Consider the following 22684-nt stretch of genomic DNA (forward strand, 5'->3'; position numbering starts at 1 on the left):
GTATACCCACAGCATAGGCATGACCCATCAACTGCTCGATGGCGAAATGTACCCGTTAACCCTGGCCGGTATGGAGCAAGCGATTAAATCCTTAAGCGATTAAAACTTAAAACCAAGAAACATTGGGTGATTGAATTATTCTCTTAATAACACTTAATCGTTGTGCCCGGTTGAAATTTCTAATACGCGACTTTTAATAAATGTAGCCAATCTCTTACATATTTATTGCCAAGTGACTGACAATGAATTCAGCCATTAATATTTGTATTGTTGAATCGATCTATCGACAATAAAACAGCCACACCATTACTAAATCAATAGTTAAATCAATGGCTGCCTGCAATAAGCTAAAAAGGCTAATAAAAATGGATTTAGCCTACTTGGTTTCAAGTATGAAGTGCAATTTAATTTCATGGAGGGAGTTTAATGAACAAAATGATACTCAGCATTGTTATTTTCCAAAGCATTATCATGCTCTTTCTCGCTCATAGCTCAAACAAACTGCAAGATAAACTAAACGCACTATTGACTAATCAACATGAACTTGCAGGAGCCGTTAAAAACACCTCAGACTCTAAATTATTAAACGATCAAAAACTCCGTTTTCAACAATCAGCTAACAATCCCTTATCAACCGAACACCATAACCAAGCACCAGAATGCACCACCGACAAGTTACAACAACTCATCCAAAAACTAGAGAGCCAATTAAAACAAGGTAACAATTTTATACAAGGTCATAATAAAGACCCCCTTGATAATACAGTTAATAAAAACTTTAACGCTAATGAACAGGCTGTCGCACATAGTATTGTCACGGCCAAAGTCAATGACATTATTAGTCTTGGTTCTATGTCTGAGCAAGACTTTTTCCTGCTAAGCCAACAAGCCTCACAATTACCCAAAGCACAACGAGATGACTTACTGAAAAAACTTGCCCGGGAACTCAACCAGCGGTAAGGATTACACCCAATCGATGATACAAAAAGGAGACATTATGAAAATCACTGTAAAACTTTATACAAAACTATCAATGACGATATCAATTTTGGTATTAACACTTTTAAGTCCGCTTGCTAACGCCATAACGGTTGTCAACAACTCAGATGGCAGCGGTTACGCCTATGGCGTATTGGAACACAACTCAACATCCGCCAGTATTACCTGTGCAAGGGCAGAAGGTGTCAACACAAGCACCACCAGCAGTTACAGCAGTACCTGGTGCACGGCTAATAATGGCAGTGGCAAAACCGCATACTGCTACAACAGTAGTGCCGAATTTGCTGAAAAGTTAAGAGGATTGAGTGATCACGGTCGACTGTGGTTTAACTGGTCAGCTTCGGGCGAGTGCACTGCCATGCAAATTGTCAACTCAACAAATTACTTACCGGCCCCATAAGTCAATTGGTAGACAACAAACTAGAGCAGCAAGCATTGGTATTTAATTTCGCTAATGTTTGCTGTGTTTTTTTAACGGTGTTTGTATTTAGTTATCAAAAAGATATTATTTCAATAAACTGACTTAGCACTTGTCACATAAGACCATTTTCGCCATAACTTTTCCATCGGTCCCTGCGAAAAATAATAAAGATACAGACAGCTGAACACTATATTAAATAACCCGATAACCGGGATAAGCATTAATAACTCGCTGCGACTGAGTTGATTAAATAAATTGGCACCGTAGCCATAAAAAATTAACGCACAAATAAGCGACTGCAGCAAATAATTAGTTAATGCCATCCGCCCTACATTATTAATTGGCTTTAAATACCTTGGCCAATTAACGTGGCGCGACTGACATAGTTTTTGATACAAACCATTCAATACCAGCACATAGCTGACGCCCTGAACAATGTAGATTATGGAATACATCACTCCTTTGATCACATGAATGTTCGGACTCAAATAGTCAAAACTCCAATGATGGTATCGACCATAAGCCAGGTACATACTGAGCACCAACAATCCCGAAGTGATACTCCAGTAATAACGCCATTTTTGGTAGCTTTCAAAAATACCGGTTCGATACAATAAAATACCAATCATCATTAAAAGTAAGGTATTAAATAATATATTGTCGTGAAACAACTGTCCTTTGATCACTTTAATGCTGTCGATATTTTCGAGAAGATTATCCCAGTAACTGCCCTGCCGAATACTAATGTCATCCTGGTAATAATCTGGATTACTTTCAGACGTTCTGCGTTGCCAACGATTGATGGCCCGTTGCTGTGATGAGCTATGGTCATCTTCTTCCACACTTATGGCCACCTGATAAGCCTGATACTGTTCTGCCGCACGATTGGTTCTTTCGTAACCGTTATACATAATGCTACCGCAAAGCAAAAGGCTGATAAGTAACAATTGTTTTTGGCCAAAACTGCGCAGGGTAAATAAAAATAATCCACAAATGGCGTAATGGTGAAGAATATCACCATCCCATACTAAATAAGCATGAGCAATGCCTATAACAAACAGCACCAGTAACCTGCGCGCATAAATATCCATGGCTGTAAGGCCGTTGTATTTTTGTGACAGTTTATCCATCATCAGGTAAAAACTGACACCAAATAATATCGAGAATATCGAAAAAAACTTTCCCTGAAACAGATAATAAACCCAAAAACGTACCGAATGATCCAACTCAGTATCAAAACCAAATAAATAGGGATTAAAAGATTTCGCAAAGGCGAAGTTTTCAATATTCAAAACCAGAATGCCCAGTACGGCAATGCCGCGAAGAAAGTCCAGCACATGGATCCGATCGGGTCCATAGAGAGTATTCTGATTATCCATAGTTAATTATTTTTCCTTTTTCTTATGTCACTTTACTGAACATACTCGTATGGCTAACAGCATCGAAAAATTATATTTATCTAACCATATTTACCTGAGCATCTTAGGTGAATTTAACAGCATAGCAATCCACTGAACGAATAAGTAATGATACGGTTAGGTAATGAAGGACTTGCACTACAATAATCACTTAAATGGCTTAATACATCAATAAATTTTAAACTTTTGCTCGTTAAACAGGCGCATACTTTAAACGCTGCTGTGAGTGAAACTCGAACGTTTTTCCACTGATGGGATCATCAAAGCTTAAAGACTGGGCCAATAGCTGCAATGGCATATTGTAATCTTCCGCCTGTTCACGGGGCTTTAGTATGGGATAAAAGCGATCGTTTAAAATCGGCATGCCTATACTCATCATATGCAATCTGAGCTGATGAGTTTTACCCGTGTGCGGCGTCAGTTGAAACAGGCCGATATCGGATGATGTTTTAATCAACGATAAATCGCTGCGGGCGTTAATCTGATCGGGTGATTCCACTGTTATCTGTTGCTGGACTCGTGATTTGGCACTGGCTTTAATCCGGTTTGCCACCTGCCAGTGGATGGGAACGGATTGGTTTTTAATGTCCTGTTTTAAGTTGGCAACCGCAACGTATCGCTTGGTTACTTTTTGATCGGCAAATAACTTGAAATATCGTGGACGACTCTCTGAATTAATCGAAAACATTACCAGTCCGGCAGTATCACGATCCAACCGGTGCACTGGCACTATGTCATCCTGCTTTAATTCTCGTTGCAAACGTGCCAGCAGGCATTCATTAACAAACTGACCACCGGGCGTTACCTGTAAAAAATGCGGCTTATCGATCACAAGGATATGTTCATTCCGAAAAATCAGTTTGTGTTCAAATGGAATAACTGGCTCATGACTGACTTCGCGGTAATAACACACCACCTTGCCGGCATTGTACGACGTGTCACTTTGAATGGCCGTTCCATTTTGCCAATGTACCTTGCCGGCATCGATACGTTGTTGCCATTGCGCTTTTGTAATGTTCGAAAAGTGTTCAATCAGAAAATCCAGAACAGTAGTCCAGCGTTCGGCTTTCGCAGGCAGAGTAATTTTTGAAGGGCGTTTGGCAATGCTCATTTTGAGAATTAGAGCATGAGACTTGTTTTGGTGCAACGATCAACCAATCGCCTTACTACTGTTTTAAAAAGACAAGCTGCTGATTATTTATGATAACTTGTTATTTATGATGACATGCGACAGTGTAGAAAAACAAAGCTTGCATCAACTCATTCGCTTTACCCGGGAGTTTGCATTGACTAATATAGCCTTGCGTCCATCATCAGGCTTATTAAATCAATGGAACAGCTGATCCAGTTTCAACCGTTACAACTTTTAGATTTACTGTTTCGCTTCGCCAGCGTCGGGGTACTTTTATGCCTGGCGATTATGCCGCGACAAAAACAATATTGGTGGAGTCTCGCGTTAATTATTTGCTCTATTGGTTATTTATTACTCACAGCGCCTATCGCAAATACGCACTATGGCTGGTTAAGGCCGCCTCTCTTGTTACTTACCGAATTAACAACCCTTGCTTTGTTTGGTGTCTACTGGCTACACGTTCATGGCCGTTCACCGCTTGAAAAATGCTCTATCTGGTTAAAAAGCCTATTGGTTATCTGGTTGCTTTGGCTTGGTTATTTTTTCCTGTTAAACGGTGGTAAAGGGGTTTATCACGATATCCATCATGCGCTTAGTTTTTCGCTATTAATTTATATTCTGGTTGATGCTCTACGCGGTCTAAATGATGATCTGGTAGAAAAGCGCCGATACTGGCGATTAGCCATGATTGCCGCCATCAGTTTGTACATGGCAATGCTTACCTTAATTGAGCTCACCCTGATAGAACTAAAAGACAATCAACTCTTCAGTATCGGCAATGTATTATTTACCTTGCTGTTAAGCTTATCCATTGTTCGCTTTGTTTTTATAAATAATCGACTACAACTCAACCAGGATAAACAAAAAGCGGCACCTTCAGTTGACGCAGCAAACACCAATGCGGACTTAAATCAGCAGCAATCAATAAACGTTCACCCACTGATAGCAAAACTCGATGACGCCATGAAAAATGGCGCCTATCAACAAAATGGCCTGTCGATCAGTCAGCTCGCCAGTGATTTAGCTGTTCCGGCGCATCAATTGCGAAAAGTGATCAATACAGAACTCGGTTTTGACAACTTTTCACAATACCTTAACAGCTACCGACTCCCCGCCGTGTGCCGGTTACTTGAAGATCCGGCGCGTAAGCAGGACCCCATATTAACGCTGGCGTTGGAAGCCGGGTATAATTCTATTGCCCCCTTTAATCGCGCTTTTAGGCAATTAAAAGGCGTAACCCCCTCCGAATATCGTAATCAATTTCAAAAATGATCAGCATTTTTCAATATCGATAAGACCGCAAGCCGCCTATTGTCTAGTCTGGCAATGTTTTCTAAGTGTTTTTATAAATAGCTTCACAATGAATCCTGTGCATTCTCAATATAAGAGATTGCGTCAATTCAAAACAGACCAATCAATAGGCCAACCATGCGAAACAAAATTTTATTTGCCATCATTTTTATCATTATCGCCAGTTACCTTTTACTGTCGCCGGTGTATCAGTTTTATGCCCATCGCGGTGACGTCCCCATGCCCTTCTGGAATTATCAAACCATTCCAGACGCTGCCCCAAGTTTTAGTCAGGTTTCGGATCAACGTTTTGAATCCATTGCAAACCAGGCGATTAAGCAACTGGAACAACACCGACACTCAATCAACAGTCCAGCTATTTCCGCCGCCATAGCTGTCGATGGCAAGCTGGTTTGGAGCGGAGGCTCAGGCTGGGCGAACTTGAAGAAGAAACAACCGGTCACTGCCGACACTCAATTTCGAATTGGCAGCACTTCCAAGGCATTAACATCAACTCTGCTTGCCCGGCTGGTGCAGCAGAACAAAATCAATCTGGATACTTCGCTGGATCATTTATCATTGGGAGAGCTGAATCCCGCATGGAGTAACATCACACCCCGTCAACTGGCTTCGCATACGGCTGGTTTGCCACACTATAAAGGTAACAGCGAGTGGTATGGATTGTATAAGTTTATGGCTCTGAATCAGCGTTATGATGAAGTGTTAGACGCCGTAAAACTGTTTAATGAAAGTGAGCTGTTGTTTCAACCGGGCGAAGAATTCAGTTATTCCAGCTTGGGTACTGTATTACTGAGTGCAGCAATAGAAGAAGCTGGCGGTCAATCGTATCAGGCGTTAATCAATCAACAAGTTTTACAACCGCTTGATATGACTGACACTCAACCTGAACCTGAAAGCCATCAAAAACCGAAAAACCTGGCCGAATTTTACTGGCGTGCCGATGAGTCTAAGCCGCGGGTTCGACCCTGGCGAGATGTGGATTTAAGTCATCGCCTTGCTGGCGGCGGATTTATCTCAACACCAGAGGATTTAGTCAAACTTGGTCTCGGATTTATCGATAATGAATTTTTGAATGAAAATACTCGACAGACATTCTGGACACCGCAAACACTCAACAACGGCGAAGTAAACCACCAGCGCTATGCCATTGGCTGGCGTGTTCACAAATTCGATATGGGCCAAGGCATAGGTGAAGTGCTGAACGCTAATCATGGCGGTGTATCACGAGGATCACAAAGCTGGTTGATGGTGATCCCGGAACATCGAATGGCAGTGGCGGTCAACATTAACACCAAAACGGAAGTGTTTTGGGATTTTGGCAGCGTATCAACCGACCTCGCCAAACTGTTTTTGCAAGCCTCAATGGAGAGTGCTAAAAAGGAGAGTTCAGAAAAAGAGAGCTCCGAAATAGAAAACTTTAAAAAACATAATGCCGAATAACGGAATTATCAGTAAAAGCATAATAATTCGTTGTTTACCTATACTGGCATGATTACCAGTATAGGTAATGTTCTTTGTATTATTTTAATATTTATGAATCTATTCACTCTTTCGTCAATTTCACTCATCTTAATGAACCTGAAGCTCTTTTCACTCGTCTTACTATTAACCGCTACACTATATAGCAACGATATTTAGCAAGAATATATAGCTCCTACATTTAACAAGAAGATATAGTAAAAACGATTACCGTAAGATATTGGAAGCAAAGACAAGTACGGAAAAGTTAGTGCAGAAAAAAATAGCGCACTAAAAGACAGAAATCATTAACCAGAAAAATAATGAGTCATTCATGCAGCAGGCACAGCAGGATCTATTGGTACTGGAGGCACAAAGTGGTAACGAAAAGGCCTTTGAATGCTTGATCGCCTGGTACCACCCGCAACTGGTAAAGTTTGCCTGCAGTCTTTGTGGCAATCAGGCTCTGGCAAAAGATGCGGTGCAGGATGTCTGGATCACCATTACCCGTAAGCTGCGCACACTGGATGATCCCAGAGCATTTAAAAGTTGGTTATTTCGGGCGGTACGATGGCGCGTAACGGATTTGGCAAAGTCAAAATTCAATCAATTTATTGAACTGGATGAAACCGATACGTCCACTCTGCCAATGGAAACAACAGCAGTGAATGAAACTGCCATTGAACAGCGGCAGATGAATAAGCTGATTCATCGGTTACCCAAAAAAGAACGCGCCATAGTTACGCTGTATTATATGGCAGATATGACCGTAGCAGAAATAGCACAGGTGCAACAAATACCACAAGGCACGGTTAAGTCACAATTAAACCGGGCTCGTAAACAACTGGCACAACTGCTGGATCAATGATGGCTCAATATAAACGCTAATTTTAAATAGAGAATATAACCATTAATTTTGACGAATAAACCGAGGAGGTTTACATGTCTATCGACGATAAAATCAAACAAGCATTAAAAATGGATGAAGCGGAAGTGGAGCAGGTTCTACTGCAAGAAACCGGAATATTCTCACGTGTGTTGGGTGTCTTTCGTGGCAGCATGCGCGGCTGGAACATCTTTGGTTTTATCCTTTCGTTTGTCAGTGCGGGATTTATGTTCTGGTGCGGTTATCACTTTTTTATCAATAATGCCACAGATAACAAGTTAGCCTGGGGCGTCGGATTTTTAACCTTTTTAATAGGCACTATGGTGACAAAAATATGGTTCTGGATGGAAATGAATCGCTACGCGACCAGTCGAGAAATCAAACGTCTGGAACTGGCCATTGCACAGCTAACTGAAAAGCTTAGTCACGAAAAATAAAGCTTGGCGCTCATCACCGACGCGGCTTATATTCTGAGAAGAACCCAGAAAAGGAATTATCCAAAGGTACAAAATGCCATTTCTTAATGCATTTTGTGCATTGGTAGATTTCACCATAAGTTTCTTTTTTATCAAAGACCAGTTGCTTTTTTCGCGTTGCGTTTTTGATCTGATCCAGAACCGCTTGTTCGATATCGATGGTGGGCAACTTTCCTTTGTACGCCGCTAGTGAATCACAAAAGGAACAGATCTTCGGTGGCTGATACTTAGGTGTTTTGTCGTTAATTTTGTTTCTTTTACCCATTGAACATCGTCGCTATAAACTGTCTAATAAAATTAATTTTTTTCACTTGATAACATATTCATTATTAACTTAATAATGATATCTTTTTGCTTTGGGTCTGACTCTGCAACTAATAAAGTTAACGCGGTGAGTCCCGTGTCATTAATTACAGGCTGATTCTGGGCATTGAATAAACGTTGGTTTCGATGCAAAAAGTCAACAAATAAAAATGCACCACTGCGTTTATTTCCATCCGAAAAGGGATGATTTTTTACAACAAAATACAACTTTCTATTGTTGGGTATGCAGGCTCACCAAATACCGACTGTTCAAGGTTTCCAAGTATAGACTCCAACCCATCTTTATCATTGGGGTTTGCAAATAAAGAAGTAGCCTCTCCTCGCTCCATTAATTGCTTCTTTAAGTCTTGCAAGGCAGATTTGGCTTCTATTATTGACGGCAGTGAACCACCAGTCTGGCCTGAAGGAGTTTCTAAAAGCCCTTCATCGTATCGTTGTAACCATAAAAATGTTTGAGTATAACGGCTAACTATTTCAACCAAACCACGACCAGCATCTTTAGTTAGCTCATCACTTTTAGCTGCTTTTTCGATAAGTTTTATAGCCTGCTCGAGCTCTTTCGCATTCTGATCGAATCGTTGTTTATTAATGGTGTAGCCTTGTATGAGGTGCTCTTTTAAGCGCTGAGTGGCCCATTGCCGAAACCGCACACCTTGTTGTGACTTCACTCTGCACCCCACTGATATAGCGACATCCAAATTATAGTGGTTCACAAGGTAGTTTTTACCATCGTCGGCAGTTGTCCGGAATTTCCGGACAACTCGATCTTCAAATAACTCCCCTTCTTTAAAAATATTTCGAATATGTTCTGAAATAGTGCGTTTATTTTTATCAAAAAGATTGCACAGTTGTCCCTGTGTAACCCAGATAGTGTCGTTTTCCAACATGATACTCAGTTGGGTTTGTCCATCTTCCGTTTGGTATATCTCAATTTGTTTAGTCATAATCGCAATACCTTAATATTCCCTCTTACACCGTTCCACATATCTCATTATCCCCAGTGCAATAGGCTTTTATTATAATCATCTCAACGGAGAGTCCTGCTACCAGCTCCTTACTCACTTCCATAGATTCATCAAAGACTTAGCCTCGATCACAAGAGCATTACTTCCTTCAAGCTTATCTTTTTAAATTTGTCTTAAGCCAGCTAAATATTTCTTTCATTAGATTGTCTTTGTTTTTACTAAAAAAATGATTTTCGTCTTCATAAACCACTAATTTATTGGCTCTTTCAAGTTCATCGAGCTTCTTACTGAATTTGATTGAGTCTTTAACGTTTACTCGTTTGTCCTGTTCACCGTGCAGTAATAAAATAGGCGTTTCTTCAGGGAGTTGTTCCGGCCAATATATAACAGAGCGCTTTTTAAGTTCCGATTCTTTATTTTCTTCATAGTTAGGAATACGCTCTTGAAAAACCTTTTCCATTTCCGGACGCCATTCAAGCCCTTTTAACAAATCGGTTGGCCCCGCTAAAGAAACCATTGCTCGAATGTCGTTTCGTTGTTTTGCGACCAGATAGTTCATGATAGCACCACGACTTGCGCCAACAAGGAAGATATTCTCAGGATCGGCGTTAGGATGCTGCTTCACTAAGTCAATCAGTTTATGGACATCCGATACATCCCGACCACCGAATTCGTCATTGCCATAATCTTCGGGTTTATTCGGATTCATTCCTCGATATTGACTGGCCACGACAATATAATCACCCTGTGCCAGCGGGAAGATCATATTAAATAACCGGTAAAAAATAATGGCGCCATAATTCGCATTACCGCCTCTGTTGTAAACCACAACCGGAAACTTTTTATCCTTCATATTTTTGGGCTCAACAAGATAACCGGGTATCGTTAAACCGTCGTTTTCGTAACTCATAAAATAACAGTTTAAATTCGACTTCGCTTTATCGTAGTTTTCTTGTCCTATGAGCTTATTTGTTCGTTTAGCAACCATTTCTGCTTTACCCGGATTTTTCTGGGTCAAAAAACCAAGAAATGCCTGGTAATCTGGAAGATCGGCTCTAAAACAGTTGGCGCTCTTATAAATATCAGCGTTCAACGGTAAAGTAAGGGTTACACTAAGGGCTAATATCACCTTTGCTAAAGTAGTCATACGTTTCCTTTCAAATCTATATCGGTTGGTTTCGAGTATTGATATTTTTAATTTAGGGTTTGAATTTTTAAATAATGCCCGTTATACCATAATTAAAATACACTTTCCGTTATTGCTCACCGACTTCCCTCTACTATTAAGTTTTGCTGGCTATTTTTAAGAGTCTTTTAATACACGCCTGCTATTAAGCTTCTGCTGTTAACAGCCTATGTTTTCGGCAAAATAATATTTTTAAAACTCTACTCATCACCAGAATTATTCAAGTCAATGTCACATGCCCGGCGGCATTAAAAAACTCGGTAACAGATCAGCGCTGGCTAATAAATTGCCGCCTATGGAAATCAAATTATTCACCATATGACAAACAATGGGTGGCCACAAAGAACCACTGGCGACAAATAAATAGAGAATGGCAAATGACATAAGCGCAGCAGAAATCGCTTGTGGCGGAACAATGTGTGATGCGCCAAACATGGCGGAACTGATAAGCGCCGCAGGCCAGACGGGTTTTCGACCGGCAAACCACTGAAATAAAAAGCCTCGAAAAAATATCTCTTCAACGATGGGGGTGATCACTATGGTCAGTGCCAGAAATAACATCAGTGACGTTAAATTCACGGCCAGATCCCTGAGTGGTGGTTGCATTAGTGGCACCCAGTTTGGCATTTCCGTCGCCATCCATTTCATTAACAGTAAACGCAGAAAAAGGCCCAGCAGCGCGACAATTATGGCAATGCCTATCCATTTACGGGTGGTTGCAACAAAACCCAGTTTTGTCCAGTTTAAACGATAGCGTTTTAACGCAATGAATCCGATAACAGTGATGATGGCGAACGCTTTGATCAGTTGCCCGCTGATCAATATTTTGGTGTAAAAGTCGGTGTCGTTTTTAAGGTATTCTTTAAAGCCAACCGTGGATTTAACGATCAACATATGTCCCGCCGATAACCCCATGTACAACAGCAGAAAAGCGATAAGAATTAAAAATCCCTGACCTTTGGTCCAGGGGCTGTGCAAGCGCTGTGTCAAAATCATTGGCCTCTTAACCTTAATCTTGTTGAATGAGATTAAAAGACTAATGGAAACAACCAAATGGAGCAGCGATTAAGATGTCAGTTGATGTCAATTGACATCCAAAAGACCCAAGTCTCCGGCTTTGTCGGCCGCTTGCTTGCGCGCATTAACACCCAACTTGCGATAGAGTGTTGAGTTATAGGTTCGTATGGTGGCCGGTTCCAGGTTCAGTTTTCGGGCAATAATTTTATCGGAATCGCCCCCGGCCATTAATTGGACAATGGAAATTTCCAGTTCGGTCAAATCGGTTGCCGTCGTCTGTTTACTTGCCGTCGTATTATTGCTTATCGCACCTTGCTTGCTTACCATTCTCGACTGGCTATCGGCTGAACCATCATTGGTATTCTGTTTTTGTAACGGCATCACCGACAGCAGCAGTTTCGAATGAGGTAAATAATGAAGGGTAACATTTCGCCCCACATAACATTTCTCCTGCGGATAATCATTTAAATCGAACGAGTGTCCATCCACCGACAATTGCTGAGTGGGCAAAAACACAATACGAAAACCGGGTTTGTTGTGCAGCAGGGCCAGACCTTCAACCGACGCAACTCTAGACTGTTTAGCATCGCGTCGTAATGCGTACACCATTGCCGGTGTTCGCCGAAAGAGAAACAGCCAAAATAATATCAGTGGCAGTAGCACAAAATGTTGATCCTGAGGGAATACGCTCGGGAATCGATAAGCGATGAAGACAATCGATATAAGCCCAATCACCAGCAACGCCATGCTCACCAGAATGATCATCTGCTTTGTGCTCGCTCGTTGATACCGAGCCTGCTGTTCAGTCGAGTTAAATGCCAGGGTCATCTTTTCACTTAAATTGCGAACCTTTTTGTTCAATTTTTCATGGGGTATTTGGCTTAACATTAGCCGGTCATTGTCATGATTAACCAGACGTAGTAAGCGGTAAAAGCCAATAACAATAGTCCGCCTTCGATACGACTGACTTCGCCTCGTTTTGCTTTCCAGCCATAGGCCATTATAAATAATGCGGCGGTCATGCCCATCATAACAGGCCAGTCTCGTACCAATACTTCTTTTGGCAGCTGCTCAATGGGATTGATGGTTCCCGCAATACCAACAACCGCCAAAAGATTAAACATATTCGAACCGACAATGTTGCCAATGGCAATATCGTGCTCCTTTCGTTTTACGGCAATAATCGAAGCCGCTAACTCCGGCAAAGAAGTACCCAATGCGACAATGGTTAAACCGATAATTAATTCACTAACGCCAAATATGGTTGCCACTTCTACGGCTCCCCAAACTAGAACGCGCGAGCTGACAATTAAAAACACAAGACCCACCACTAACCACGCAATCGAATTACCCAGTGTCATGGGATGCTGTTTAAGTTCTTTTTCCGTTTCTTCAATCAGTGCATCGTTACGAGCTTTTATGCCAGAGTAAACACTCCAACCAATAACCGCTAAAAATCCTGCCAGTAAAATACTGGCTTCTAATCGGGTTAATGCACCATTCCAGTAAATAACGCCACTGAGTATTCCAACCCCAAGCAATAGCGGAATTTCTCGAAGCACAATTTTCGAGTTAACAATTATAGGGGTTACCAGCGCAGTAATCCCTAATATTAAGCCGATGTTGACAATGTTTGAACCCAGCGCGTTACCTAAGGCAAGATTGGGATTGTCATCGGCTGCAGCCATGGCAGAAACCACCATTTCAGGTGCAGACGTACCAAAACCAACAACCAACATTCCGATAAGAAGCGGAGAAAGCCCTATATGAAGGGCCGTAGAAGCCGCCCCTTCAATAAATCGATTTGCGCTCCAGGCTAATAACGCTAAACCGCCTACAATAGCTAAAATAGCCAGTGACATATAAAAAACTCCAACGATTAAATATTCAAACTAGCATAAATTAAAATAACAACCATGCCATGGTTAGTCACGTTATCGGGCAATTCCACCGGGGCGCACACCATTTTTCAAACTGAACTCATCACCCACCGAGCCCACCACAACATTTTTACGATCGGCGTTTAGTAGCCCTCGCAAGGTATAGAGTGAATTAATGCCGGTGCAATGGGCGCCCATCAGGTTTTCTAATCCAAAGCTTTTGAGTTTTTCGGCTGTCCACGTCAGATGTTTATCGTCTGCATTCACCAAATGAAAACCACCAATGGCGGTGAATACGTTTTCTACTTGTGTCTGCTTTACAATGTGTTCCATGGTATTGATAATACCGGCGTGACCACAGCCAGAAATTAATACCAGCCCCTGTTCCGTATTGATCACCAGTGACATGTCTTCAGGAATATTATCCTCAATTTCACCATCAGCGGTTACGATTCGCCCGTTTCGTCCCCAATTTTTCTCTGGATGCACTCTGGGAACATGGCCGGTTAACCAGACACCGGGGAATATTTGTTGCGCCTGAGTGTATTCTTTAAAAACCACACCGTCTTGTTGCAGTCGGTTTTTCATCGCCAGCATATGATTATCACGCCGAGCGCGTTGTTGAAAGATCCCCTTGCCCACATGCAGCAGCGACAATGCTTTCGGATTTTTCTTACGCAACGCTTTTGTTAAAGCTTCTAACCCACCGGTATGGTCGCCATGATTATGGCTGAGGATCACGTCTTCAACATCCGACAGATCAATCCTCAGATCGTTTGCATTTTGTAAAACTGTTTCAGGCCGGTTACCGGTATCAAACAGAATTTTTCGGCCATCCACTTCTATTAAAGCCGAGTAACCCCACTCGCCTATTCCGCGATTAGCCAGCATAGTGGAAAGTGTGGTGACTTTTAATTGGCTGACTTTATGGTTATGCTCATCAACTGCATTTGATGCGCAAGCCATTGAAACGCCAAATAAAACGAAAGTTAAAAACAGTGATTTCATGTGTTGTTCTATCCTTTTTTAAATAATCAAAGCCAGTTACAGAAATAAAAAAAGTGGCTTTTCACGTAAGAATTAAACCACTCGTTTAACAAGTATTTATAGATGTCTTTTTACTTAAATCTTCTTACCTAAAGCTTATAACTTTAAAATCAATTCGTTTAAATTTTTACTCGGCAAAGTTTAGCAAGTTCAAAGCGTTAAAGCCAAATAGCCATATAAACGGCCGGGCTGTTTAATGGTTAATATAATGACTTAACGCCGCGACCACGTTATATTTGACTAAAACTTATTAATGAACTTGTAAGTAAGGACTGGCATGCCAGACATCCAATTATCTCAACCCCACCAATTAACGCAGCAACAAGCCCGCGCTAAAGTGGATAAAATGACCCATCAACTCGAAAGCGACCTTGGATTAACGATCCAATGGCTTGATGATGATAAGCTCAGTTTTGAGCGCAGTGGTGCTAATGGTGTACTCACGCTGACCGAGCAGCAGGTGTCTGTAGAGGTAAAGTTGAATTTTATGTTGCGCGCAATGAAGGGCACCATAGAAAAAGAACTGGAAAAAGCGTTGCGTAAGGCTTTTGGTTGATGCTAATGATGTGCCCAGATTTTGTATAATTTTTTTTCAATACTGATTACTATTAAGCAACCCTATCGGTTATAAAAACTTGTACAGACTTATACAAACTCACCCTAAGTCAGGAAAACCTAGAAAAACTCAGGAAGACAGTATGACTACCGCAATTATTATCACTCTTTTGGTGTTCGCCTTTATCATCGGCGGCATGATCATACTGCTTAAATCCGCGAAAAAGCATAAATTTCCTGATACTTATGATAAATCCAAGGTGGGCTTTGACGATGAAGAGGACTGGCCGCAGAAAAAGCCGGAAGACTCAACGAATAACAACGCAGACGAACCTAAAAACGAAAAGCTGCACAAAGACTGAATGGCTAATGATTTAGACGTTAAAAACTTTATTAGCAAAGCCGTGTATCGCGGCCAAAGTCCGATTTAATCCATTTACCGAGTAGCCTCGATTAGCGCTGTTTTTCGCGTAATCGAAGATTTGTCTCAGATTCGATGATTGAAGACAGGTTACCGTATCATCCAAATTATGATTCAGTTTGCACTCGTTGCTGCATGAAGTAATACCCTATTGTTAATAGAGGCTAAAAAATAAATAGCAAATGCTCTGACACTTTAGGCTTTTGATCTCTGTTTTAACTATATAAAATAGGCTTGACCTCTTTTCCTTCGCTAAACCCTTTTTCTCTCAAACGCTAGCCAGCTGGTAATATTCCGCCGGAGAAACTACTTGTACAATGGCATCAACATCTTTGGTTGCTCGTATGGGCGGAGCTGCTGGGTCTGTAATTAACAGCCCTGTCGCGCAGCCACCAAGAAACACCATTTCCTGTGCAAGCTCTTCTAACTGAGCCACCGCTAACTCAAGTATTTCTAAATTTGGATTGGTTATCCTGGCCACTTTATTTTCGCTTTGTGTTCACTTTTAATCATTAAACCGCCGAGTTAATTCTTTTTTTGCCATTTCTCGCTCTCTCGCACGGCCGCCGCGTATGGCGTCAACCAAACTTAATAACTCATACAGCTTAGGATCATGTTTGGCCGCTTTTGTGACCGATTTATAAAGCGGCGAAAACGACTCGCCCCTTTGTTCGCCGTGAGGATCGGGCCATACCGGTGGTGGTTCATTGTTGTTGATAAAGTGAGATGCCAATGGCTCTGCGGCATGGGCCGTGGGCATACCCCTTGTAAGCTCTCCGCGCTGGGGTACAAACACATACTGAATACCATGTAATAAAAATTCTTCTAAATTGCGCTTATTCGGCTTAATCGAATCGTCTATTTTTACCGCTAATCGAGCCTCTAACACACGCTGAGCCGCGGCATGGACTTCCGAAGCGCTCATACCAAGCTCAACCGCTAAGCTATTAAAAGCCCAGTGTTTTTCGCCTATGGCGACTAATTTGAGCAAAAATAGAATATCCTGTGGTTTTAAGTTCATCAATCGTTCTCTATTCGCGATTCGCAAATAGAGAATAGCATTTGGAATGTGCAAGTCAAGTGGTCATAAATAGATAACGTTAAAGTGATTTGTTCGATGTAACGATGCACGGTTAGCAGATAGTCTTCACTATCGATCAACGTCGATTTATACCCCCTTTCTTATAAGACTCCAGTACGCGTGTTGGGATGATGAATGTATCATGCATAGCTACGACCAATTGTTTGTATCATTCGACTGTTACCGGCTTCATTATTTGGCGTAGTTAACAGCTGCACATGATTGCCCATAAAAGCAATGGCATGTATCGACACTTTGTATTTCCTACTCGACTTTTTGAGCAGATCTAAATAAATGTAATCGACGTCTTCGGAAAAGCAGACTAGCCAGTTGTTGCCTTCATGAATGATGTGATAAGCACAACCATCATGTAAAGCCGGATTAATAGAGGATTTATCTCAGGCCCGATGATTAAAGATTGAAGACAGGTTACCGCATCATCCAAATTATGATGCAGTTTGCATTCGTTGTTGCATTAAATAAAACCTCGATTGCTAATCGAGGCTACCTTGCTAAAAAAGAAATATCAAAACTCAGACCTTTGGCTTCTATTTATACTATATATAATAGGCTTGGCCCAACAAAGGCCTGATCCCATCATACATCTATTGTCGCCCTAGATGATGATGGTAAGCCCACTGAATTACTCAGTGAGAGTGAGTTAGCCGATTATGTCAATGATATGGTTATTAAGAGCTAGCAGATGGTGTGCTACTGTTAAGCTCAGGTATTTAGCTCGACTGGTTAATTTGACTGGTATATTAAAAGCGCAGGAGTTTAATGCTGCTTTCACACTGAACCGATTCAATCATGGAAATCGACCAATGAATCATTTTAAATTGACTACTGCAGTTGTTGCACTATTCGTTCTACTCATATTGCCAGTTTTTGCGCAGACGAAAGACTTCCAGGGAACCGTTATCGTGGTAAATAAAAAGGGCGATAGTGTTAGTTTTATTGATTTAGCCAGCAGACAAATCAAATTAACTCGCGCAACCGGCAAAGGACCCCATGAACTGGCGTTAACCGACGATGGTTTGTGGGCGGTGGTGACAGATTATGTAGGCGGCAATAGTTTATCGGTTTTTGATGTTAAACAGGCTAAAAAAGTCAGAACGATTGAACTGTCTGAATATCCAAGGCCACATGGCATATTATTCTTAAATGATCAGCGGCGGGTCGCGGTTTCATCAGAAGGCTCAGATAGTGTGGTGATTGCCGATATTCATTCTGGCAAAATTGAAAAGGCCATACTCACTGAGCAAAAGGGTTCGCATATGGTGGCGCTACCGGCTTCAAGCAAGCGAGTCTATACCACCAATATGGGGTCACATACCGTATCTGAAATGGATATTCAGTCAGGCAAATTATTAAGAAAATTAGCAACCCCCAAGGTGCCAGAGGCCATTACGGTGAATCAAAGTGGCACTGAGCTTTGGATCGGCAGTAATGAAGACGGTCTGGTCACGCTTTATGATTTGGCCAGCGGAAAACAAATCAAACAGTGGGAGGGCTTTAGTTTTCCGTATCGTATTTTGCTCACACGAGATGAGCACCACGCAGTAATTCCAGATTACAGCAATAATACATTGGATATTTTAGATCGAGTGAATCAAAAGCGGTTACACCAGTTAAAATTCGATAAGGGAACAACGCCAAAAGGCGTGTATTTTCATCCCGATGATCGCACTTTGTTTATGTCGGCCTATGGGAAAAATAAAATTTTTGTGATTGATATTTTATCTGGAAAGGTGTTGTTTGAATTGCCAACAGGCGATGGGCCAGACGGGGTAGCCTTTACGCCAATAGTTTTTGAGTAACCACTACACTCTGACCTTTGGCTTCTATTTGAACTATATAAAATAGGCTAGTTCTTCCCCTAATGATTTCATGTATCCCCTTAAATTATCTTACTATCTTATTTAGTGGCTCAAAAAATGAATGCTGTTTTTTCATACCAGGCTTGATACCAAATGCAGGAACAATATAGGTAAAAATATTCATTGTATCTGCTAAATACTGGAGCATATTTTCCAAGGAATTTTCTTGTCCTTCGCACAAGCTACGGGGTCAAGTCTTGTATTATTAAGTTCATAGGGGTCACTACAGGGTCAAGTCTTGTATTATTAAGTTCATAATATTAATGTTTTCGCTCTCTTTTATTCGTTCCCTGTAGTTACGGATAGTCGCACCCGCACTTACATAACCAGCAAGATGAAATTTCTCTGAAATGTCTGCCAAAGTGTACTCACCCTATTCTTGGCAGAGGCAATAGCCATTGGTCTTGCCTCTGACGTACAACGTTTCGTTCTACCAATAAAATCTATGATAGGGTTTTTATAGTCAAGTATGAGCAGTGGAATGCACAGTTAAACTGTCTTTGCCCGAGTTGTCTTCGCACGAATTGGCTTGCACCGCCGAAATCAATTGATGCAACAAAACCGGACCTAACACCATGAGCCCCACACCGGTAAAAATATAACCAACAATTGGGATCAAACCAAGCAACCCTATAATACAATAGACCACGCCTAATCCACCAACTACTTGTAGTCCCTGTTGTTTTTCAGACAATTTATTGATGTCGGTTGTTAGTTTTCCTATAGCAATAAAAATCCAGTAAAGACTAAACAGCGGAATAAATAAAAAACCAACCGCTTTAGCAGGTGAATTAATTGAAGGGGAAATGTTTAATGGTGCCGACGTCTGTATAACGTGTCGCCAAATGCGGTAAAGCAACATCAAAAAGTAAACTTGCGCCGCGATAAACGATATAACTCCCACCGAAATTGCGACCAAAAGTAGAGTTGAAGAAGGGAAGAACTCTATCATCATCATGAGACCTAAAAACGTTAATACAACACCGACAAACTGCAAGGTTAAATACAACCACAATCGACCTAGTCGTGTTCTTGAAGCCGTTTTAAAAGCTGCTCTTGATAGCGAGCTTGGTTCTGACGAATACGATAACGGGTGTGTTTTGTTGCTTTTTTTCAAGGTTAATTCACTTACTCCTAACGCTAATAACATAAGATGCAACATAACAAAGAAAAAGAACAATTGGCTGGCAGAAACAAAAATCACCATAGGATTATCGATCTGATCAACCGGTAAAAAGTTTTGAATGCCAAACTGCACAAAGCTACCGACCGCAATCACAATAAAGGACGCCGCAAAAAAAACTGACGCTTTGTAATATTGGTTACCCTTAATGAATAAACGATTACTCAATAAATAATAGATCGCAATGACCATATAAATGGCACCAAACGAAAAAGATAAAAACACAGAGCTGTAATCTGGAGCAAATAAAGCGACTAAGAAAAATGCAGCCGGTATCACGAATAATATAATGGCGTTAAACGCGAGAGCTTTGCCTTTAAAGCCAATCGAAAGTCGCTGTGTAAAACCCTGTTGCCGGGAATCATTATCGGTCTGCTGATACATAATGTTTGACCATGCAACAACCAGTAGCACCCCACTGATTAACGATCCGATTATATCCAACAAACCAACCCAAGCGAAATACTCTTCGACAGCTAAGAATGAGTCTCTGACACTGTCAAGCTTGCCTATTTCAATTAACAACGACATTAGTAAGGTAATGGAAAAACTGGCGACTAGAAATCCTTTGCCTTGGTTATTCACATACAATAAACAAGCCAAAATGAGCAATAAATAAACAGTTGGAGCCAACCAACCTTGGAGGGAATAAACCAATTCCATAGTAATAACCCAAAAAGTGTAATGGACGGCGATTGTATAAAAGCGACCTTGCACTGGCAATACCAACTGACCGATTGGGTCACAAAAACCTGAAATATTATTAGCTTAAATAATCACTGCATGAGCGGCATAAACTGCTGAGAGGTCAAGTCTTGCATTATTAAGTTTAAAAGATTAATACTGTCGCTCTCTTTTTTTCGCTCCCTGTAGTTACGGATAGTCGCACCAGCACTCGCATAACCAGCAAGGTTAAACTTCTCTGCAATGTCTGCCAAAGTATACTCTCCGTATTCCTGGCAGAGGTACATGGCCATTGCTCTCGCCTGCTGATACGGGTGTCGTCCGCGTCGTGATTTTAACAACTCCTTCTTCGAAATTTCAAAATGCCGACAAACAATCGATAGGATACGCTCCATACTCGGTATTTTCCGATATTGCTTTAACTCGGCGACTTCGGGGTTTTGCTTAACCTCCCGAATATAATCAGTCTTAAATGCAGCACCGCCAAGTATCGAACTCACTCCGCTTCCACCGTAAAACGTTGTCAGTTCGTCACTCACACCCGACTTCACAAACAACTGGTATCTGCTTTGCTGATTGCGTTTTCCAATCGCATTTAGAATGTATTGCGTGGTCAGCCACTCTGGCGAATCTGCCTCGCCAACATAAGCAGGATAACTTGACCAACGGTAAGTTTCTAAAGACTTTCCTTTTAGAATATCGATAGGATTGCGATGAATGTAGCGCGACAATTCAAGCCAATAGGTTTCAGCTTCCACCAAAATGGCCTTGTAGCGTCCTCGGAATAAAGGGCCATCGGTTTTTTGTGTACGATTAAAGTATTGGGTGTAAACACCGTTGATGTGTCGCATGATGCGCTGTAGATTGCCATCGGGTGTGCGGATCATTAAGTGGTAATGATTGCCCATTAAACAATAGGCATGAACATCAGCATTAAATCGCTGAGTCACCGCATCCAATAACGATAAAAAGTATTCGCGCTGTCGATTGGTCTTAAAAATTGACCGATACCCGGCTCCTCGGTTCATCACGTGATACCAAGCACCTTCAAACTCGATTCTTAGCGGCCTCACCATAGCAATTTCACCATAGAGCTCTCTCAATACGGACGCTTTGCGTCTCCATCATTCTTTTCGATAGGCGTCCAGCGAAACGACATTATCACCTTCAGACTCAATATTATTATCATCGCGATTCGGCCGATTAAACTTCGAGCCATCCAAAAGCGCTAACATGGCTTTTTCTGGCCAAACACAATCTTTTTTCCCTTTAACCGTACAGGGCCTGTCGGCCAGCCAGGCAGAAATACGGTATGGCGATATATCTTCGATACTCACATCACTCATTTGCAGCGAGTACTCGAAATCGCTTTTCATTTGATTCATCGTGCCTTGAACGGAACGGTTGCACTGATTGTCAATGCACAATGGTTCAATAGCGTTAGCAGCAGTGTCCATGTGTGCTTCGGTGGCTCCGAGTTTTAACAAAGTATTCATAAACACATCTTCAAACCAGTAGTTTAGATTATCGAAGTCATCCTTTTTAAGGCAGGTCATCAAAACAGGAAAGCGTGTTGCATCGTGCACTGCGATCACACAGTTTCTACGTTGAACAGTAAATAAATTCGCATGCCACCCGCTCAACACCCCTTCTTCCAAGAGGCTCTCAGCACTCACCGGTGCTCGATGGCCTTGAGGCAAGAATCCTTGAGCATCAATGTTTAGTTTAGCACTGAGTTTTTTCGTACAGTGGAGCTTAATCATATGTGGGTCACGTTTACGTTATGAACGTATCAAAGAAGTGTAGAGATTATAACTGTATTTTACAAGATTTGACCCCTCAATGCCCCCTCAATTCTCTTCAGCTATTTCAAGATTATAACTAGCTACACTTATATTTTAACAAAAGTACTCTCAAATTCGTCACTTCCATTTAATATCCATTGCTGTAACTCTAACATCGTTCTAGCAAACTCGTCGGAATTTCTAGTGGTACATTCCCATATGACACCAACCCTCCAACCTTGTAGTTTGAGCTTAAGAAAAACCTTCTTATCACGCTCAATATTCTTTTTGAACTTTTGATTCCAAAAATCAACTTTTGACTTCGGATTATAAGCTAACAGACATCCTCTATGACGATGCCAATAACAACCATGCACAAATATTACTACATTATATTTCCTTAGAATAATATCTGGCTTAATGCCCTCTACTGAATCATTAATTCGATATCGAAACCCCATATTGTAAAGTACTTTTCTGACCATTATTTCTGGCTTAGTATTATAGCTTTTTATATCAGACATTAATTCTGAGCGCTTTTTTTTCGATACTATATCCATTTTAGGCCTGGATTCA

26 protein-coding genes are annotated in these 22684 nt (G+C 41.3%); 9 read left to right on the top strand and 17 right to left on the bottom strand.

All coding sequences use genetic code 11. The features are described from left to right. The first annotated feature begins 426 nt into the window (after positions 1–426). A complete protein-coding gene (locus tag C8D97_RS14010; RefSeq protein ID WP_109764420.1) occupies positions 427–960 on the top strand; it encodes a hypothetical protein in 534 nt (177 codons plus the stop codon). Between the two features lie 37 nt (positions 961–997). Further along, positions 998–1399: a hypothetical protein gene (locus C8D97_RS14015; RefSeq protein WP_109764421.1), complete on the top strand. Its 402-nt coding sequence runs from the start codon at positions 998–1000 to the stop codon at positions 1397–1399. 110 nt (positions 1400–1509) lie between these two features. On the opposite strand, the gene C8D97_RS14020 is transcribed toward C8D97_RS14015, so the two are convergent. Then, positions 1510–2799: a DUF418 domain-containing protein gene (locus C8D97_RS14020; RefSeq protein WP_109764422.1), complete on the bottom strand. Its 1290-nt coding sequence runs from the start codon at positions 2797–2799 to the stop codon at positions 1510–1512. 232 nt (positions 2800–3031) lie between these two features. After that, complete coding sequence (locus tag C8D97_RS14025; RefSeq protein WP_109764423.1) at positions 3032–3949, bottom strand: pseudouridine synthase; 918 nt, start codon at positions 3947–3949, stop codon at positions 3032–3034. A 219-nt stretch (positions 3950–4168) separates the two neighbouring features. On the opposite strand from C8D97_RS14025, the gene C8D97_RS14030 reads away from it, so the two are divergent. The 4 genes from C8D97_RS14030 to C8D97_RS14045 all read left to right on the top strand — a co-directional run bounded on the left by C8D97_RS14030 (position 4169) and on the right by C8D97_RS14045 (position 8062). Further along, positions 4169–5242 carry an AraC family transcriptional regulator gene (locus tag C8D97_RS14030; RefSeq protein ID WP_109764424.1) on the top strand — a complete coding sequence of 358 codons (1074 nt, stop codon included), beginning with the start codon at positions 4169–4171 and terminating at the stop codon, positions 5240–5242. A gap of 156 nt (positions 5243–5398) precedes the next feature. Next, a complete protein-coding gene (locus tag C8D97_RS14035; protein WP_109764425.1) occupies positions 5399–6721 on the top strand; it encodes a serine hydrolase domain-containing protein in 1323 nt (440 codons plus the stop codon). Positions 6722–7073: 352 nt separating this feature from the next. Next, positions 7074–7607 (top strand): RNA polymerase sigma factor, encoded by a 534-nt coding sequence (locus C8D97_RS14040; protein WP_109764426.1) that lies wholly within the window; start codon positions 7074–7076, stop codon positions 7605–7607. Between the two features lie 74 nt (positions 7608–7681). Beyond that, positions 7682–8062, top strand: a complete 381-nt coding sequence (locus C8D97_RS14045; RefSeq protein ID WP_109764427.1) for a DUF6768 family protein — start codon at positions 7682–7684, stop codon at positions 8060–8062. 13 nt (positions 8063–8075) lie between these two features. Here C8D97_RS14045 and C8D97_RS14050 read toward each other — a convergent pair whose 3' ends face one another. The 8 genes from C8D97_RS14050 to C8D97_RS14080 form a co-directional block, all read right to left on the bottom strand. Further along, a complete protein-coding gene (locus C8D97_RS14050) occupies positions 8076–8366 on the bottom strand; it encodes a hypothetical protein (protein ID WP_109764428.1) in 291 nt (96 codons plus the stop codon). Between the two features lie 32 nt (positions 8367–8398). Next, a complete protein-coding gene (locus C8D97_RS18605) occupies positions 8399–8632 on the bottom strand; it encodes a Fic family protein (RefSeq protein WP_210204953.1) in 234 nt (77 codons plus the stop codon). After that, positions 8617–9369, bottom strand: a complete 753-nt coding sequence (locus C8D97_RS14055; RefSeq protein WP_210204954.1) for a virulence RhuM family protein — start codon at positions 9367–9369, stop codon at positions 8617–8619. Before C8D97_RS14055 ends, C8D97_RS18605 begins: the two co-directional genes overlap by 16 nt. Before the next feature lie 175 nt (positions 9370–9544). Further along, complete coding sequence (locus C8D97_RS14060) at positions 9545–10537, bottom strand: alpha/beta hydrolase family protein (protein ID WP_109764429.1); 993 nt, start codon at positions 10535–10537, stop codon at positions 9545–9547. Positions 10538–10807: 270 nt separating this feature from the next. Next, on the bottom strand, positions 10808–11566 hold the full coding sequence (locus C8D97_RS14065; RefSeq protein WP_170115260.1) for a CPBP family intramembrane glutamic endopeptidase: 759 nt from the start codon (positions 11564–11566) through the stop codon (positions 10808–10810). Positions 11567–11659: 93 nt separating this feature from the next. Beyond that, positions 11660–12421 carry a helix-turn-helix transcriptional regulator gene (locus C8D97_RS14070; RefSeq protein WP_170115261.1) on the bottom strand — a complete coding sequence of 254 codons (762 nt, stop codon included), beginning with the start codon at positions 12419–12421 and terminating at the stop codon, positions 11660–11662. Positions 12422–12480: 59 nt separating this feature from the next. Beyond that, positions 12481–13455 (bottom strand): calcium/sodium antiporter, encoded by a 975-nt coding sequence (locus C8D97_RS14075; protein WP_109764432.1) that lies wholly within the window; start codon positions 13453–13455, stop codon positions 12481–12483. Between the two features lie 72 nt (positions 13456–13527). Continuing rightward, positions 13528–14481, bottom strand: a complete 954-nt coding sequence (locus C8D97_RS14080; RefSeq protein WP_109764433.1) for an MBL fold metallo-hydrolase — start codon at positions 14479–14481, stop codon at positions 13528–13530. A gap of 316 nt (positions 14482–14797) precedes the next feature. On the opposite strand from C8D97_RS14080, the gene C8D97_RS14085 reads away from it, so the two are divergent. Together C8D97_RS14085 and C8D97_RS14090 are read left to right on the top strand one after the other, a co-directional pair. Continuing rightward, positions 14798–15076, top strand: a complete 279-nt coding sequence (locus tag C8D97_RS14085; protein WP_109764434.1) for a polyhydroxyalkanoic acid system family protein — start codon at positions 14798–14800, stop codon at positions 15074–15076. A gap of 142 nt (positions 15077–15218) precedes the next feature. After that, positions 15219–15437 carry a hypothetical protein gene (locus tag C8D97_RS14090; RefSeq protein WP_109764435.1) on the top strand — a complete coding sequence of 73 codons (219 nt, stop codon included), beginning with the start codon at positions 15219–15221 and terminating at the stop codon, positions 15435–15437. A 327-nt stretch (positions 15438–15764) separates the two neighbouring features. Here C8D97_RS14090 and C8D97_RS14095 read toward each other — a convergent pair whose 3' ends face one another. The 3 genes from C8D97_RS14095 to C8D97_RS14105 all read right to left on the bottom strand — a co-directional run bounded on the left by C8D97_RS14095 (position 15765) and on the right by C8D97_RS14105 (position 16963). Beyond that, a complete protein-coding gene (locus tag C8D97_RS14095; protein ID WP_109764436.1) occupies positions 15765–15977 on the bottom strand; it encodes a hypothetical protein in 213 nt (70 codons plus the stop codon). 24 nt (positions 15978–16001) lie between these two features. Beyond that, entirely contained in the window at positions 16002–16517 is a 516-nt protein-coding gene (locus C8D97_RS14100) for a hypothetical protein (RefSeq protein ID WP_109764437.1), read from the bottom strand. 200 nt (positions 16518–16717) lie between these two features. Then, complete coding sequence (locus C8D97_RS14105) at positions 16718–16963, bottom strand: transposase (RefSeq protein ID WP_109764438.1); 246 nt, start codon at positions 16961–16963, stop codon at positions 16718–16720. A gap of 438 nt (positions 16964–17401) precedes the next feature. Here C8D97_RS14105 and C8D97_RS14110 point away from each other — a divergent pair, with 438 nt between their 5' ends. Then, positions 17402–18397 carry a YncE family protein gene (locus C8D97_RS14110; RefSeq protein ID WP_109764439.1) on the top strand — a complete coding sequence of 332 codons (996 nt, stop codon included), beginning with the start codon at positions 17402–17404 and terminating at the stop codon, positions 18395–18397. A gap of 523 nt (positions 18398–18920) precedes the next feature. Here C8D97_RS14110 and C8D97_RS14115 read toward each other — a convergent pair. From C8D97_RS14115 to C8D97_RS14130, 4 genes are all read right to left on the bottom strand, one after another. Then, the gene (locus C8D97_RS14115) at positions 18921–20225 is read right to left on the bottom strand and encodes a hypothetical protein (RefSeq protein WP_146196161.1); all 1305 of its coding nucleotides are present in this window, start codon (positions 20223–20225) and stop codon (positions 18921–18923) included. 191 nt (positions 20226–20416) lie between these two features. Next, complete coding sequence (locus C8D97_RS14120) at positions 20417–21355, bottom strand: helix-turn-helix domain-containing protein (protein ID WP_210204955.1); 939 nt, start codon at positions 21353–21355, stop codon at positions 20417–20419. Between the two features lie 93 nt (positions 21356–21448). Then, positions 21449–22087, bottom strand: coding sequence for a DUF6933 domain-containing protein (locus tag C8D97_RS18275; RefSeq protein WP_210204956.1), 639 nt, complete (start codon positions 22085–22087; stop codon positions 21449–21451). A 128-nt stretch (positions 22088–22215) separates the two neighbouring features. Then, positions 22216–22668: a very short patch repair endonuclease gene (locus C8D97_RS14130; RefSeq protein ID WP_109764442.1), complete on the bottom strand. Its 453-nt coding sequence runs from the start codon at positions 22666–22668 to the stop codon at positions 22216–22218. Between the last annotated feature and the right edge of the window lie 16 nt (positions 22669–22684).

The organism is Pleionea mediterranea (assembly GCF_003148745.1).
Taxonomy (GTDB): Bacteria; Pseudomonadota; Gammaproteobacteria; order Enterobacterales; family Kangiellaceae; genus Pleionea; species Pleionea mediterranea.